Source organism: Enterobacter sp. J49 (assembly GCF_002148625.1).
Lineage (GTDB): Bacteria > Pseudomonadota > Gammaproteobacteria > Enterobacterales > Enterobacteriaceae > Enterobacter > Enterobacter ludwigii.
Genome location: NZ_MWPY01000033.1, coordinates 132,916 through 148,726, shown reverse-complemented (window position 1 = coordinate 148,726; position 15,811 = coordinate 132,916). Strand labels below are relative to the sequence as shown.

Annotated in this window: 14 protein-coding genes; 4 read left to right on the top strand and 10 right to left on the bottom strand. The window is 55.1% G+C overall.

Going from position 1 to position 15,811, the window contains the following annotated elements; genetic code table 11:
* Positions 1 to 13: 13 nt before the first annotated feature.
* Genes lolE through lolC form a run of 3 tightly spaced genes read right to left on the bottom strand, consistent with a single transcriptional unit; the run spans position 14 to position 3,151 of the window.
* Entirely contained in the window at positions 14 to 1,258 is a 1,245-nt protein-coding gene (gene lolE / locus BJP35_RS13505) for a lipoprotein-releasing ABC transporter permease subunit LolE (RefSeq protein WP_014169597.1), read from the bottom strand.
* Positions 1,258 to 1,959 (bottom strand): lipoprotein-releasing ABC transporter ATP-binding protein LolD, encoded by a 702-nt coding sequence (gene lolD / locus BJP35_RS13500; RefSeq protein WP_020884656.1) that lies wholly within the window; start codon positions 1,957 to 1,959, stop codon positions 1,258 to 1,260. Before lolD ends, lolE begins: the two co-directional genes overlap by 1 nt.
* Positions 1,952 to 3,151 (bottom strand): lipoprotein-releasing ABC transporter permease subunit LolC, encoded by a 1,200-nt coding sequence (lolC, locus tag BJP35_RS13495; RefSeq protein ID WP_086463329.1) that lies wholly within the window; start codon positions 3,149 to 3,151, stop codon positions 1,952 to 1,954. Before lolC ends, lolD begins: the two co-directional genes overlap by 8 nt.
* Positions 3,152 to 3,407: 256 nt before the next feature.
* Here lolC and BJP35_RS13490 point away from each other — a divergent pair, with 256 nt between their 5' ends.
* From BJP35_RS13490 to BJP35_RS13480, 3 genes are all read left to right on the top strand, one after another.
* Positions 3,408 to 4,481: an acyltransferase family protein gene (locus tag BJP35_RS13490; RefSeq protein WP_014169594.1), complete on the top strand. Its 1,074-nt coding sequence runs from the start codon at positions 3,408 to 3,410 to the stop codon at positions 4,479 to 4,481.
* Between the two features lie 148 nt (positions 4,482 to 4,629).
* Entirely contained in the window at positions 4,630 to 8,076 is a 3,447-nt protein-coding gene (gene mfd / locus BJP35_RS13485; protein ID WP_020884658.1) for a transcription-repair coupling factor, read from the top strand.
* Positions 8,077 to 8,225: 149 nt separating this feature from the next.
* Positions 8,226 to 9,191, top strand: coding sequence for a L,D-transpeptidase family protein (locus BJP35_RS13480; protein WP_032681246.1), 966 nt, complete (start codon positions 8,226 to 8,228; stop codon positions 9,189 to 9,191).
* A gap of 79 nt (positions 9,192 to 9,270) precedes the next feature.
* Here BJP35_RS13480 and bhsA read toward each other — a convergent pair whose 3' ends face one another.
* A complete protein-coding gene (gene bhsA / locus BJP35_RS13475) occupies positions 9,271 to 9,528 on the bottom strand; it encodes a multiple stress resistance protein BhsA (RefSeq protein ID WP_013097102.1) in 258 nt (85 codons plus the stop codon).
* 244 nt (positions 9,529 to 9,772) lie between these two features.
* Between bhsA and comR the strand changes: the two genes are divergently transcribed.
* Positions 9,773 to 10,408, top strand: coding sequence for a TetR family copper-responsive transcriptional repressor ComR (gene comR, locus BJP35_RS13470; protein WP_014169591.1), 636 nt, complete (start codon positions 9,773 to 9,775; stop codon positions 10,406 to 10,408).
* 61 nt (positions 10,409 to 10,469) lie between these two features.
* Here the strand turns inward: comR and BJP35_RS13465 are convergent, their stop codons facing one another.
* The 6 genes from BJP35_RS13465 to lpoB all read right to left on the bottom strand — a co-directional run bounded on the left by BJP35_RS13465 (position 10,470) and on the right by lpoB (position 15,810).
* On the bottom strand, positions 10,470 to 11,009 hold the full coding sequence (locus BJP35_RS13465; RefSeq protein WP_008500779.1) for a glycine zipper 2TM domain-containing protein: 540 nt from the start codon (positions 11,007 to 11,009) through the stop codon (positions 10,470 to 10,472).
* A 192-nt stretch (positions 11,010 to 11,201) separates the two neighbouring features.
* The gene (locus BJP35_RS13460; RefSeq protein WP_025204449.1) at positions 11,202 to 12,506 is read right to left on the bottom strand and encodes an NAD(P)/FAD-dependent oxidoreductase; all 1,305 of its coding nucleotides are present in this window, start codon (positions 12,504 to 12,506) and stop codon (positions 11,202 to 11,204) included.
* A 237-nt stretch (positions 12,507 to 12,743) separates the two neighbouring features.
* Positions 12,744 to 13,286 (bottom strand): alpha/beta hydrolase YcfP, encoded by a 543-nt coding sequence (gene ycfP / locus BJP35_RS13455; RefSeq protein ID WP_013097106.1) that lies wholly within the window; start codon positions 13,284 to 13,286, stop codon positions 12,744 to 12,746.
* Between the two features lie 34 nt (positions 13,287 to 13,320).
* Positions 13,321 to 14,346: a beta-N-acetylhexosaminidase gene (gene nagZ / locus BJP35_RS13450; protein ID WP_020884661.1), complete on the bottom strand. Its 1,026-nt coding sequence runs from the start codon at positions 14,344 to 14,346 to the stop codon at positions 13,321 to 13,323.
* Positions 14,347 to 14,357: 11 nt separating this feature from the next.
* Positions 14,358 to 15,182, bottom strand: a complete 825-nt coding sequence (gene thiK, locus BJP35_RS13445; protein WP_032677888.1) for a thiamine kinase — start codon at positions 15,180 to 15,182, stop codon at positions 14,358 to 14,360.
* Complete coding sequence (lpoB, locus tag BJP35_RS13440; protein ID WP_014169586.1) at positions 15,163 to 15,810, bottom strand: penicillin-binding protein activator LpoB; 648 nt, start codon at positions 15,808 to 15,810, stop codon at positions 15,163 to 15,165. The genes thiK and lpoB overlap by 20 nt, the downstream gene beginning before the upstream one ends.
* Between the last annotated feature and the right edge of the window lies 1 nt (position 15,811).

The window sequence follows — 15,811 nt, the reverse complement described above, 5'->3', positions numbered from 1 at the left end:
AATCATGACGTAATTACTGGCCACTTAGTACCCTCGCCGGATCAATTCGGCTTGCGCGACGCGCCGGATACCAGCTTGCCAGCAGACTCAGTAAAAGTGCCGTTACCAGCACATAAAAAACGTCCAGCCAGTGCAATTCAGACGGCAGGAAGTCAATAAAATAGATATCACCTGACAGGAACTGGTGGCCAATAAGCGCCTCGATGCCATTGATAATTGGCGTCAGCTGCAGAGAAACCACCACGCCAATCACCACGCCACAGAGGCTCCCGAACAGTCCAGCCAGCAGACCGTACCAGACAAAGATGGCGCGAATAAGACCGTCTTTTGCCCCCAGGGTACGCAGGACGGCGATGTCGCCGCTCTTGTCTTTGACCGCCATCACCAGCGTCGAAACGATATTAAAGCACGCGACCCCAATCACCAGCACCATCGCCAGATACATAATGGCGCGGATCATCTGGATATCACGGTACATATAACCGTAAGTGCCAATCCAGCTTTTGATGTAGACATAGTTATTGGTCACGCTGCCGGCATCACGCACCAGCTTATTGGCGTTGAAGACGTCGTTGACCTTAATGGCAATCCCCGTCACGCTGTCGGCCATGTCGAGATACTGGCGCGCATCTTCCATCGGCACCATCGCAAAGCTGTGATCGAGCTGGCCGCTTAACTGAAGAATACCGGTGACGTGCAGACGTACGCGTTTAGGCTGCTGCAGCTTGTGGTCGGCACTGGCGTTCGGGATCATGATAGAGACCCAGTCGCCCTGCTTAACCTTCAGGGCCTCGGCAACGCCTTTGCCCATAATAATTTGCTGTTCACCGGCCTTAAAGTTTGCCCACGCGCCGTTTTGCACATATTTCGGCAACGCGCTGAGGCGCTCTTCCTGCACCGGGTTCACCCCTTTTACCTGAATGGCGCGCAGGTTAACGCCGCTCTCGACCAGCCCGGTAAAGTTAATGTAAGGCGCGGCCGCCACGATGCCTGGCACTTTTTCGATTTTACTCAGGGCATCGCTCCAGTGCGTCCACGGCTGATTCACCGGTTCGATTTCACCGTGCGGGACCACCGCCAGGATGCGGTTATTCAGTTCACGCTCAAAGCCGTTCATGGCGCTAAGGCCCACGATCAGCACCGCCACTCCCAGCGCAATACCGATGGTGGAGATCACCGAGATCAGTGACACCATGCCGCCGCGACGACGTCCGCGGCTAAAACGCAACCCTATGAGTAACGATAACGGTGAAGCCATTACTCCGCCCCCATCAGGGTCAGTTCTGGGTTCAGATGACCGTCGCGCATCTCAAGTTGACGTCCCATCCGTTTTGCCAGCTGGAGATCGTGGGTTACCACCAGAAACGCGGTTCCCTGCGAGGCATTCAACTCACCCAGCAGCTGGAAAATACTGTCCGCGTTGCGGGCGTCCAGGTTACCCGTTGGCTCATCCGCCAGTACCAGGCGCGGATTGTTGACCAGCGCACGCGCAATGGCCACACGCTGGCGTTCACCGCCGGAAAGTTCAGAAGGACGATGATTACCGCGATGCCCAAGCCCAACCGCTTTCAGCATATCGCTGGCGCGAGTGTTAATTTCTGCGGGTTTCTTTTTACCAATCAACAGCGGCATCGCCACGTTTTCCAGCGCCGTGAAATCCGGCAGCAGGTGGTGGAACTGGTAGATAAAGCCCAGCTCGCGGTTACGCAGCTCCGCTTTTGCCGCAGATGACATTTTGCTCATCGGCTGGCCGGAGAAAATCACGTCACCACTGGTGGGTGTATCCAGCCCACCGAGCAGGTGTAATAACGTACTTTTGCCGGAGCCGGAACTGCCCACAATCGCCATCATCTCACCTTCGCCCACGCTGAAGCTCACATTGTGCAACACGTCAGTCTGCACAGTGCCTTCCTGATAGCGTTTGGACAGGTTGTCGCATTGCAACAGGATCTTATTCATAACGTAAAGCCTCAGCGGGTTGAGTGGCGGCAGCGCGCCAGGAAGGATAAAGCGTAGAAAGCAGCGCAATGGCCATCGCAGCCAGCGCAATCCCAATCACCTGTAACGGTTCGATAGCCACGGGCAGCGCCGCACCATCAAGCAGAGCGCCGATGATCGGCATTAAATTGTTAAGCTGGCTGGCGAGCAGCACCCCCAGCGCCGCACCGAGTAGCGCACCGATAATCCCGGCACTGGCACCCTGCACCATAAATACCGCCATGATCTGGCGCGGCGTTAGCCCCTGAGTCTGCAGAATGGCGACCTCACCCTGCTTTTCCATCACCATCAACCCCAGTGAGGTGATGATGTTGAAGGCCGCGACCGCCACGATCAGGCTCAGCAGCAGCCCCATCATATTTTTTTCCATCCGCACGGCCTGGAACAGCTCGCCCTTGCGTTCACGCCAGTCCTGCCATTTGGTCCCTTCCGGCAACGTTTGCTGGCTGAGGGTATCCACTTTTAGCGGGGCGTCGAGCCACAGGCGCCAGCCGGTGATATTCCCCGCCGGATAGCGCATCAGACGTGACGCGTCCTGAATATTCACCAGCATCTGATAACCATCGACTTCGCTATTGGCGGCAAACGTGCCAACCACCGTAAACAAGCGCTGGCTTGGCAAACGTCCCATCGGCGTAAACTGACTGGCCGACGGTACCATTACGCGCAGCTGGTCACCACGGTTGACGCCAAGCTGCCCGGCCAGTTGCTCGCCGAGGATCACGTTATATTTGCCGGCTTCCAGGTCGGTCTGCTTCACGTTCACGAGGAACGGCGTCAGCGGGTCGTTTTGCGCCGGGTCAATGCCCAGCATCACGCCGACCGCCACGCTACGGGCGCTTTGCAGCACCACATCGCCCGTGGTTAACGGCGCAACGCGCGTGACACCCTGTAACTTCGCCGCGCTTTCCGGCAGCTGTTGTGGGTTAACGGAACCGTGGGTTGAGGAGAGGATAGCCTGCGGCATCAGCCCCAGGATGTTGTTTTGCAGCTCGCGCTCAAAGCCGTTCATGACGGAAAGAACCGTCACCAGAGCCATTACGCCAAGCGTAATGCCAATAGTCGAAAGCCAGGAGACAAAACGACCGAAGCGGTCCGCGGCGCGCCCACGCATGTAACGTAAGCCTATGAAGAGTGCGACAGGTTGGTACATGAAATCCGTCTGTTTGCTGATAGCAGACCCACGAGTATATAAGCGAATCCCTTAAGCGTAAATGACTGAAACCGTAAGCTTTGGTAATCATTTTTCTGAAAAATTCAGATAAATCAGAGTACTACTCTCTGAAACCTCCCTGTACAGCCTCCACCTTTTCCGAAAAACCTCCTGATACAGACTGTTACCCGTTACATCACGGTTTTGTTTAACAACAATTGTTCGTTCGTTTATGGCAAAAAGGTAGTCGCGAACAATGAAGCAAAAAGCATTATGGATTAACCAGATAAAAGGGCTGTGTATCTGCCTGGTGGTTATCTACCATTCAGTCATCACCTTTTATCCCCATCTCAATGGGTTACAACATCCGTTATCCGGTCTTCTCGCCAAATGTTGGGTCTATTTTAATCTCTATCTTGCTCCCTTCCGCATGCCGGTGTTTTTCTTCATTTCCGGCTATCTGATTCGACGTTACATCGATGAGGTGGACTGGCGTACCAGTCTCGATAAACGGATCTGGAGCATTGTCTGGGTACTGGCGCTGTGGGGCGTTCTGCAATGGCAGGCGCTGAGCCACCTCAACGCCTGGCTTGCTCCCGAGCGTGAACTGGCCACTTCCTCCAATGCGGCCTATGCCGATTCCCTTTCCGGGTTTGTGAAGGGAATGCTCACCGCCAGCACCAGTCTCTGGTATCTGTATGCCCTGGTGGTCTATTTCACGCTGTGTAAACTGCTGAGCCGCTGGAAGCTGCCGGTACTGGGGCTGCTGGCACTGGCGAGCGTCGCGATAAACTTCCTGCCGCTGCCGTGGTGGGGAATGAACAGCGTGGTGCGCAACATGATCTACTACAGCCTCGGCGCGTGGTATGGCGCTGAGCTGATGGCGTGGATGAAAGGGTTCAATCTGCGTCGCGCCTGGCTGGCGTTAGCCGCGTTCGCTGCCGTTTCTGTGGTGCTGTGGTTTGCTAACGTCCCGCTGCTGCTCTCCCTGCTGTCGATTGTGTTGATCATGAAGCTTTTCTACAGCATTGAGCAACGTTATGCCGTCCATCCTAATAATCTGCTTAACGTGATCGGTTCTAATACCATCGCGATTTATACCACCCATCGCATCCTGATTGAGGCCTTTAGCCTGTTCCTGATTGGTGAGATGAATGCCGCATACTGGCCGGTCTGGGCGGAGCTGACGTTGATTCTGGTCTACCCGTTTGCCAGCCTGTTGCTCTGCACCGTTGCCGGGCTTGGGGTGCGTAAGGTCTCCACCGCACTGTTTGGTGATGTGTTCTTCTCCCCGCCTTCCACGCTTTCTCCGTCATCGGCCAGCCGCTGATGCGCTTTTCGCCCCCTTTTGGGGGCGAATTTTCTCCCTGTGCGGTTCCGGTTTGATTATGTAAAACGATCGAGGATAATAAAGACATTGCGTATCAGTGATATGCCCCAATACTGTTGGTATATCCCCAAGAGACTCTGACATAGCCATGCCTGAACACTATCGATATTCCTTGCCTGTCAAAGCGGGCGATCAGCGCCAGCTGGGCGAACTTACTGGCGCGGCGTGCGCCACGCTGGTGGCAGAAATCGCTGAGCGGCACCCGGGTCCGGTGGTACTGGTTGCCCCGGATATGCAAAATGCCCTGCGTCTGCATGATGAAATCCGCCAGTTCACTGACAATCTGGTGTTCAGTCTGGCCGACTGGGAAACGCTGCCGTATGACAGTTTCTCGCCGCACCAGGAGATCATCTCCTCTCGTCTGTCGACCCTGTATCAGTTACCGACGATGCAGCGCGGCGTGCTGATCGTCCCCGTAAACACCCTTATGCAGCGCGTCTGTCCGCACAGCTATCTTCATGGCCATGCGCTGGTGATGAAAAAAGGCCAGCGCCTGTCCCGGGACGCCCTGCGCGCGCAGCTCGACAGCGCCGGTTATCGCCATGTCGATCAGGTGATGGAGCACGGGGAATATGCCACGCGTGGTGCACTGCTCGATCTTTACCCGATGGGCAGCGACCAGCCGTATCGTCTGGATTTCTTCGATGATGAAATCGACAGCCTGCGCGTGTTCGACGCCGACACGCAGCGCACGCTGGAAGAAGTGGACTCCATCAATTTACTGCCCGCACATGAGTTCCCGACAGACAAAACCGCAATCGAGCTGTTCCGCAGCCAGTGGCGCGACAGATTCGACGTCAAACGCGATGCCGAACATATCTATCAGCAGGTCAGCAAAGGGACGTTGCCGGCGGGTATTGAATACTGGCAGCCGCTGTTCTTTAACGAGCCTCTGCCCGCGCTGTTCAGCTATTTCCCGGCCAATACGCTGATTGTTAACACCGGTGATATCGACGCCAGCGCCAGCCGTTTTGAGAGCGAAACCCGCGCCCGCTTTGAAAACCGGGGCGTGGACCCGATGCGTCCGCTGTTGCCACCGGAAGTGCTGTGGCTGCGCACTGATGAGCTGAACGCCGAGCTGAAACGCTGGCCGCGTATGCAGCTCAAAACCGATTCGCTCGCCGACAAGGCCGCCAATACCAACCTCGCCTTCCGCACGCTACCGGATTTATCCGTTCAGGCGCAGCAGAAGTCGCCGCTGGATAATCTGCGCAAGTTCCTCGAGTCCTTTACCGGGCCGGTCGTGTTCTCCGTTGAAAGCGAAGGCCGCCGGGAAGCGCTGGGTGAACTGCTGGGGCGGATCAAAATTGCCCCGAAACGTATTTTGCGCCTGAGTGAAGCCACCGGTAATGGCCGTTATCTGATGATTGGCTCCGCCGAGCACGGGTTTGTGGATACCCTCAACAATCTGGCGCTGATTTGCGAAAGCGACCTGCTGGGGGAACGCGTGGCGCGCCGCCGTCAGGACAGCCGTCGCACCATTAATCCGGACACGTTGATCCGTAACCTCGCCGAACTACACCCCGGCCAGCCGATTGTTCACCTCGAGCACGGGGTGGGCCGTTATCAGGGCATGACGACGCTGGAAGCCGGTGGCATCAAGGGCGAATACCTGATGCTGACCTACGCCAATGACGCCAAACTCTATGTGCCGGTCTCCTCCCTGCATCTCATCAGCCGCTATGCCGGCGGTGCAGAAGATCATGCGCCATTACATAAACTGGGCGGCGACGCCTGGGCGCGCGCGCGGCAGAAAGCCGCGGAAAAAGTGCGTGATGTGGCGGCAGAACTGCTGGATATCTACGCCCAACGCGCGGCCAAAGAAGGCTTTGCCTTCAGGCATGATAAACAACAGTACCAGATGTTCTGCGATAGCTTCCCGTTTGAAACCACGCCGGATCAGGCCCAGGCCATTAATGCTGTGCTGAGCGACATGTGCCAGCCGCTGGCGATGGACAGGCTGGTTTGCGGCGATGTCGGCTTCGGCAAAACCGAAGTGGCGATGCGCGCCGCCTTCCTCGCGGTAGAAAACAACAAACAGGTCGCGGTGCTGGTGCCTACCACCCTGCTCGCCCAGCAGCATTTTGACAACTTCCGTGACCGTTTCGCCAACTGGCCGGTTCGTATTGAGATGCTGTCACGTTTTCGCAGTACCAAAGAGCAGTCGCAGATTCTGGAACAGGCCAGCGAGGGTAAGATCGATATTCTGATCGGCACCCACAAGCTGCTGCAGAGTGATGTGAAGTGGAAAGATCTGGGGCTGTTGATCGTCGATGAAGAACACCGGTTCGGGGTCCGTCATAAAGAGCGTATTAAAGCGATGCGTGCCGACGTCGATATCCTCACCCTGACCGCCACACCGATTCCGCGAACGCTGAATATGGCGATGAGCGGCATGCGCGACCTGTCGATTATCGCCACGCCGCCGGCACGTCGTCTGGCGGTAAAAACCTTTGTTCGTGAGTACGACAACCTGGTCGTCCGCGAGGCTATTCTGCGTGAAGTACTGCGCGGGGGGCAGGTCTATTATCTCTATAACGACGTGGAGAATATCCAGAAAGCGGCGGACAGGCTGGCCGAACTGGTGCCGGAAGCGCGCATCGCTATCGGTCACGGTCAAATGCGCGAGCGCGAGCTGGAGCGGGTGATGAACGATTTCCACCACCAGCGCTTTAACGTCCTGGTGTGTACCACCATCATTGAGACCGGGATCGATATTCCGACGGCCAATACCATCATTATTGAGCGCGCGGATCACTTTGGACTGGCGCAGCTTCACCAGCTGCGTGGCCGCGTTGGCCGCTCGCACCATCAGGCCTACGCCTGGCTGCTGACCCCGCATCCGAAAGCGATGACCACCGATGCGCAAAAACGTCTGGAGGCTATCGCATCGCTGGAAGATCTGGGCGCGGGCTTCGCGCTGGCGACACACGACCTTGAGATCCGCGGTGCAGGTGAACTTCTGGGCGAAGACCAGAGCGGCTCGATGGAAACCATCGGCTTCTCGCTCTATATGGAGCTGCTGGAAAATGCGGTCGATGCCCTGAAGGCCGGACGTGAGCCATCGCTGGAAGATCTGACCAGCCAGCAAACTGAGGTGGAACTGCGCATGCCTTCCCTGCTGCCGGATGATTTTATTCCGGATGTGAACACGCGTCTGTCGTTCTACAAACGTATCGCCAGTGCGAAAAATGAGAACGAACTGGATGAAATTAAGGTAGAGCTGATCGATCGCTTTGGCCTGTTGCCGGATGCCGCGAGAAACCTGCTGGATATTGCGAGGCTGCGCCAGCAGGCACAAAAGCTGGGCATTCGTAAGCTCGAAGGCAATGAAAAAGGTGGCGTGATTGAATTTGCCGAGAAGAATCACGTTAATCCGATGTGGCTAATCGGTCTGCTCCAGAAACAGCCGCAGCATTTCCGTCTGGATGGTCCAACGCGTCTGAAATTTACGCAGGAGCTGACGGATCGTAAAAACCGGATGGAGTGGGTTCGTCACTTTATGCGTCAGCTGGAAGAGAACGCTGTCGCATAATTCCCCTTCCCCCCGTTGGCGCAATGCTTACGGGGGGACAATTTACAAACTCTTTGCACTTCACCTGGATTTCCCGACATACCCATTCGCCATAATTATCGTTAACGCCTTATAAAACAATAACCTTATTATTTATATGGATTATGGTGATGATGACCTCTTCGCGTTTTACCCGCTGGATAACCGTGTTTGCGCTGGCAGCAACGGTCGCTGTTGCGCTTCCTGCACGCGCAAATACCTGGCCTCTTCCCCCTGCTGGCAGCAAGGTCGTGGGCGAAAACCGTTTTCATGTGGTTGAAAATAATGGGGGATCGCTCGAAGCGATTGCCAAAAAATATAACGTAGGCTTTCTGGCTCTGCTGCAGGCTAACCCTGGCGTTGACCCCTATGTGCCACGCGCTGGCAGCGTCCTGACCATCCCGTTGCAGACCATTCTCCCGGATGTAGCGCGCGAAGGGATCGTGATAAACCTTGCCGAGCTGCGTCTTTACTATTACCCGCCGGGTAAAAATGAAGTCACCGTTTATCCAATCGGTATTGGCCAGCTGGGCGGCGACACGCTGACCCCAACAATGGTCACCACCGTATCGGATAAACGTGCCAACCCAACCTGGACGCCAACGGCTAATATTCGTGCTCGCTATAAAGCACAGGGAATTGATTTGCCGGCTGTGGTGCCAGCGGGTCCGGAGAATCCGATGGGTCACCACGCGATCCGTCTTGCGGCCTATGGTGGCGTTTACCTTCTGCATGGAACAAATGCGGATTTCGGTATCGGGATGCGCGTCAGTTCCGGCTGTATTCGTCTGCGCGATGATGATATCAAGACGCTCTATAGCGTGATCACGCCTGGTACCCGAGTGAATATTATTAATACGCCCATTAAGGTTTCTGAGGAGCCGGGTGGCGTAAGGCTGGTTGAAATTCACCAGCCGTTATCGAAAAACATTGGCGACGATCCGCAGACACTGCCAATTAATCTGAATGCCGCGATGGTGAGCTTTAAAACGAATGCCCGCACGGATGGCATCGTGATGGAGCGTGCGATGGAGGCGCGTTCCGGGATGCCCACCGATGTCACCCGGCATCAGGATGTCACCCAGCAGTCGATGTGATCCCCAATAAAAAAAGCCCTGCTGAGCAGGGCTTTTTTACAGTGGCATCGCAGTGGCATAAATGAGGGTTTAGCCAGGCTTATTTGTAGATAACAGCGGTGCCGTGCAGGGTGTTAGGACCGGTCACTGAGGTGATGCGGAAAGATTTTGCACCCATCTCGTCAGCTTTCTGCGCCAGCTGATCTTCCAGTGAGCCCAGGTTAGTCCCGGCAGAAGCAGAGATAGTCCCGACTTTATGCTGGTCAGCAGGGGTTGATTGCACTTCAACAGCAGCGAAGCTTGCGAAAGAAAGTGAACTCAGAACAGCAGCAGCGATGAGGGTTTTTACGTTTTTCATGATTTTTACCTTTGGGCAGATGATTCGGAGGTCGTTAGCTATTTAGTTAACGATCGATAGGTAAATCATAAATGTGATCCAGCTCACGCGTCAACATCTTTTTATAACGAACATTAATTAAATTTTAAATTCGTTATTTTTCATACCCATATGATTAATTTATTTTTCTCTCATCAGTGCTGGTGGTCACCCGCGATTATTTTTATAATGATTATTCAACAAACCAACAGAGGACCAACGGCAAATGACAACCGACGTGACGAGTTGCGCGAAGAAAAGCCGTGGCCGACCAAAAGTGTTCGACAGGGATGCAGCGCTTGATAAGGCCATGACTCTCTTCTGGCAACATGGGTATGAAGCGACCTCGCTTTCCGATCTGGTGGAAGCTACCGGTGCCAAAGCACCCACGCTGTATGCTGAATTCACCAATAAAGAGGGGCTGTTCAGGGCAGTACTGGACAGATACATTTCGCGCTTTGCGGCGAAACACGAAGCCCAGCTGTTTTGTGAAGAGAAAAGCGTCGAACAGGCGCTACGGGACTATTTCACCACCGTCGCGACCTGCTTCACCAGTAAAGATACCCCTGCGGGTTGCTTTATGATTAACACCTCTGCCACCCTTGCGGCCTCCTCAAAAGAGATTGCCAACACGGTGAAATCGCGCCATGCCATGCAGGAAGAGACGCTAAGTGCGTTCCTGTCTCAGCGCCAACAACGAGGTGAAATTCCTGCGCATTGCAATCCACAGATGCTGGCGCAATACCTGAACTGTATTTTGCAGGGTATGTCGATAAGCGCTCGTGAAGGGGCTACGCTGGAAAAACTGCAAACCATTACCGCGACCACGCTGAAACTGTGGCCTGAACTGCTCAAAATCTGACGCAAAAAAAAAAGCTCCTCAGCCTGAGCGCTTGAGGAGCTAAGTTCAGAGAACATCTTTTTTACACTTTGTTATTCAGTACCAACTGGCCGTTTCCATCCAGCGGAATTTGAGTGCCCGGGTCTTTATCCATGCGGATCTTGCCCTGCTGATCGCCAATTTTGTACGTCACGTCGTAACCCAGCATTTTCTCCGACTTGTCATAGACGGTTTTGCAGCGCTGCTGAGTCGTCGTGTACGTGTCGTTATCCTGCATAGCGCCCTGCACCTGGTTACCGGCATAGCCGCCGCCCAGCGCGCCGACCACGGTCGCCACATCTTTACCACGACCACCACCAAACTGATGGCCAATCACACCACCGGCAACCGCACCCAGTACTGAACCGGCGATACGGTTTTCATCCTGTACCGGACGGCGATGGGTCACGGAGACGTTACGGCACTCCTGACGAGGCGTTTTCACGGTTTCTTTAATCGGGGTAGCAGACACGACCTGTGCGTATTGTGGGCCGCGATCCAGTACGTTGAGACTGGCAACGGCAGCCACACCTAACGCAGCAGCGACGCCAATCCCTATACCCGCCAACATTGATTTATTCACGGGACTTCCTCCTTTGTTGCTATTGGTAACAATTTTGCAATGCAGGTCGCGCTTCGCCAATAAGACAAAGGATCAAAAAGTGGACGTGGAGGAGAGATATATCGTGTTTAGGAGAACTCTTAAGCACTCAATGTACGTTGAGCAGCATGATATGCTAAAAATTCCCTCCGGAGGCCCCGGAGGGAGAGAATATTAGTGCAGCTTCAGGCGTGGTCGAATAACGCGGTTGATTCGTCCCACCAGCATCATCAGCCCGGTTTTGAAGTAACCGTGCAGGGCAATCTGGTGCATACGATAGAGCGAGATATAGACAAAGCGTGCAATACGTCCTTCCACCATCATAGAGCCGCGCATCAGGTTACCCATCAGGCTGCCGACGGTAGAGAAGTTCGAGAGCGATACCAGAGAACCATGGTCTTTATAGACATAGGCTTTCATCGGCTTACCTTTGTACTGCGCCAGAATATTGTGCAGTACCAGGCTTGCCATCTGGTGCGCTGCCTGAGCACGCGGAGGCACAAAACCGCCCTCCGGACGCGCGCAGGAAGCACAGTCGCCGATGGCGAAAATGTCCGGATCGCGTGTGGTTTGCAGGGTCGGCTCGGTCACCAGCTGGTTAATACGGTTCGTTTCCAGCCCGCCAATCTCTTTCATAAAATCAGGCGCTTTGATGCCAGCAGCCCAGACCATCAGGTCTGCTTTGATGTACTCGCCATCTTTGGTGTGCAGGCCGCCGTCGTCCGCGCTGGTTACCATGGTTTGGGTCAGAACCCGCACGCCCAGCTTGGTCAGTTCATTATGCGCCGCACCGGAAATGCGCGGAGGCAGCGCCGGCAGGATACGTTCACCCGCTTCAACCAGCGTCACGTTCAGCGCGTCATTGGTTAAGCCTTTATAACCGTAGCTGTGCAGCTGTTTCACCGCGTTGTGCAGCTCAGCAGAAAGCTCGACGCCCGTCGCCCCCCCACCAACAATCGCGATATTAACCTTCCCGTTCGCACCCATATTGCTGGTGTACTTCAGGAACAGGTTCAGCATTTCCTGGTGGAAACGACGTGCCTGATGTGGGTTATCGAGGAAGATACAGTGCTCTTTTACACCTGGTGTGTTGAAGTCATTGGAGGTACTGCCCAGCGCCATGACCAGCGTGTCATACGGCAGTTTGCGCTCAGGAACCAGCAGTTCCCCTTTTTCATCGCGCAGCTCTGCCAGGGTAATGGTTTTGCTCTCACGATTGATATCCACCACGGAGCCCAGCTGGAACTGGAAATGGTGATTGCGCGCATGTGCCAGATAGCTCAGCGCGTCCACGCCCTCATCCAGTGAACCGGTCGCCACTTCGTGCAACAGCGGTTTCCACAGATGGCTGTGGTTACGATCCACCAGCGTAATTTTGGCTTTTTTGCCGCGACCGAGCTTCTTGCCTAACTGTGTAGCCAGCTCCAGCCCGCCAGCACCACCGCCGACAATCACTATCTTTTTCAATGGCGTAGTCAACGTGACCCCCTCAAATTATTAACCAATTGTTAATTAAAAGTTATAAAAATAACCCTTAATTAACAACAGGTTACAGCACTGAAACCATTCAGGTGCATTGAGAATACCACGTCAGGCGCATTGGTCATACCAAAATTGATATGCATCAAGTTTTGATGGCTTAAAAGTAGACAATTCTGGACAAAAAGAAAGCCCGGCGCGCTTTCGCGGCCGGGCCTGGCGGTCGTACGCAGTGGATTAGCCCAGGGTTTTGAAGGCTTTGATCCGCTGCAAATGCGGGGAGATGTTCTTGAATTTGTGGGTCTGTTCTTCATCCCAGACAATTTCATAGTAATGATGCAGCAACTCAGCCGCCCGGTGGCTGTTAAGGGCTTCATCATTACGCGACAAGATCACCAGACAACGGTCGCGGTTTTTCTCCCGAAAATTACTGACGCACTTGGTGGCAATATCGACATACTCTTCAGGGCGGTCAATTTTGCCTTCCATGTTCTCATTCGGGAAAAGATTAGGATTGAACACCACCTGGCGGATATCGCACAGGAATCCAATCCGCTCTGCCCAGTAGCCACCTAATCCCACGCCACAAATCAGCGGACGGTCATCGATGTTGAGCTGCAACATCTTGTCCACCTCTTTGAGCAAGTGCTGCATATCATGCTTTGGATGGCGTGTGCTGTAACTGATCAGCCGGACATCCGGATCGATAAACTGCAGCTGCAGGACCTTCTCATGATTACCAGGACTGTTTGAGTCAAAACCGTGTAAATAGATGATCATTGTCTTCTCACCACGCTACGCCTTCCGGGAGGATTTACAGGCTGGCTTTATGTGCCTGCCAGCGTTCATTCAGGGCTTCAAGCTGCGCGTTGACCGTCTTCCAGCGCGCCGAGTCCATCAGCTCCTGACGGCTAAATGAACCTTTATGATACAATTGTGTAACACGCTGTGCATTGATCGGCGACAGGTTATCCAGCACGCTGACGGCACCTTTACGATTATTGCAGACGAGGATCATATCGCAACCTGCGTCCAGCGACGCCTGACCGCGCTCGGCGTAGCTGCCCATAATCGCCGCCCCTTCCATCGACAAATCGTCTGAGAAAATCACGCCATTAAACCCCAGCTCCTGACGCAAAACGGTTTTCAGCCAGTGCGCGGACCCGCTTGCAGGACGCGGGTCGACGTCGCTGTAAATCACGTGTGCTGGCATGATGGCGTCCAGCTTGTTATCGGTAATCAGGGAGCGGAACACCGACATATCTTTGGCACGAATGTCAGCTTCCGGACGCGGATCGCGCGGCGTCTCTTTGTGCGAGTCGGCGGTCACCGCACCGTGTCCCGGGAAATGTTTCCCGGTGGTTTTCATTCCCGCGTCGTGCATACCGTCAATGAAACAGCTCGCTATCGCCAGCGCAATACGCGGATCTTCATGGTATGAGCGTTCGCCAATGGCGGCGCTGATATGCCCCACGTCCAGAACCGGCGCAAAACTGATGTCGATATCCATGGCAATCATCTCGCTGGCCATCAGCCAGCCGGCCTCTTGCGCCAGTTTGCCACCCTCTTCCGTGCCCAGTAATGCCGCAAAAGATTGGGCGGCAGGCAGGCGAGTAAAGCCTTCGCGGAACCGCTGTACGCGTCCGCCTTCCTGATCGACGGCCACCACCAGATGATTGCGCGATGCAGCACGGATCTGGCGCACCAGTTCTCGCAGCTGCGCTGGATCGTGATAGTTGCGGGTGAACAGGATCAAGCCTCCCACCAGCGGGTGCGCCAGAATTTCACGCTCCTCCGCATCCAGCTCAAACCCTTCTACATCCAACATGACTGGACCCACACCAACCTCTCTTATCCTTTAGTTTGTAACTGACGCCAGGCATCATCTGCCAGCGCAATAAATTGTTTATCTCGGGATTGCTGAAAGCGCATTTCAAACCAGCCAGCCATCAGCATGACGACCCACGGTCGCCAGCGCCTCACCTGACGCCTCAGGGCGTCGGCATTCATGTGCGCTATCCGGGCGTAGTCGGTGATGAGCCGCTGCCGCGCAGCATCATCTTCCGACCAGACGGCCGCCAGCTCCAGCGCCACGTCTCCGTCACCGGCATACTCCCAGTCGATAAGCCTCGCACCGAGGGACGTATGAACAATATTTCCGGCATGAACATCCATATGCAGCGGCGAGAGCCGAAGCGGCTGCGGTTCGCCCGTTTTACGCAGCCGTTTTAGCTGTGCCAGCCAGAATGGGGTTCGCCTGTCGGCCGAAGCCTGCTGCCAGTATTGTTCAAGCAACGGCAGCAGCGTCACCCGCCACCCCAGGCGCGGTTGCCGGTGCAGATGACAGAGCATAGCCGCAAGCACTGCCGTTTCCGGTAGCGTGTTGCCGATCTCCCCTGCCAGATACTCCACGGCCATCCAGCCCTGGCGGTAAAAACGGGGCTTTGGCACCAGATCCGCCGGAAGACGTTTCAGTGCCCGAAACTGACGGCGGAAATGGGATGAAGACGCTAAGGGATCGTGATTCTGCCGCAATACCAGACGTTGCTCGCCCTGCTCTATAATGCAACTCGCGCCGCCAAGCCCGGAAGGGGCCTGCGGCGCGATAAGGCGATACTGTGGAAAATAACGCGTCAGGATCTCTTCACGCGTACAGTCAGAGTTGCGTAACGGCACCTTTACCTGACCAGATAATCTCGCCTGTCTGAACCAGCATCAGCTGCATCTGCAGGGCTGGCGTATTCACGTTACCGGTGGCACTGGAGTAAAGCACATACTGCGCACCGACGTTACGGGCAATCCCAATCGCCTTGCTGCGTGAACCGAGGCTGTCCTGCGGTGACAGGCCCAACTGCTGCTTGGCTACCGCGAGCTGCTGTGCCGAGACCAGCGTAAACTTACCGTTATTGGCCAGGGCATTGCGCAGGGTTTCTGTCGCTTCGCCCGCGTTCAGCGAACCGTTGGTACGGTTATTCACGCTATCAACCAGCAATACGCTGCCCGCGGTCACACCCTGAGCCTGCAGCATTTTGCCGACCATCGGTTGCATCGCACCGTTCCAGTCATAATGACGAACGCGCGGCGCAGGCTGCGATGTCTGATCCGGATGTTCAATTGGACCTGGCTGCGACGGAATAGACGGCACAGTCGGTACGGTTGGCGGCGGCTGCGTTGGCTGTGTCGGCTGCTCGGTACCCGGTTTGGCCTCTTCCACAGGCGCAGGTTCTTCAGTTCGGGTCACACACCCTGCGAGGAACAGAGCGAAAGCAGTCACGAGCGCATAACGGCTCAAATTTTTAATCAAG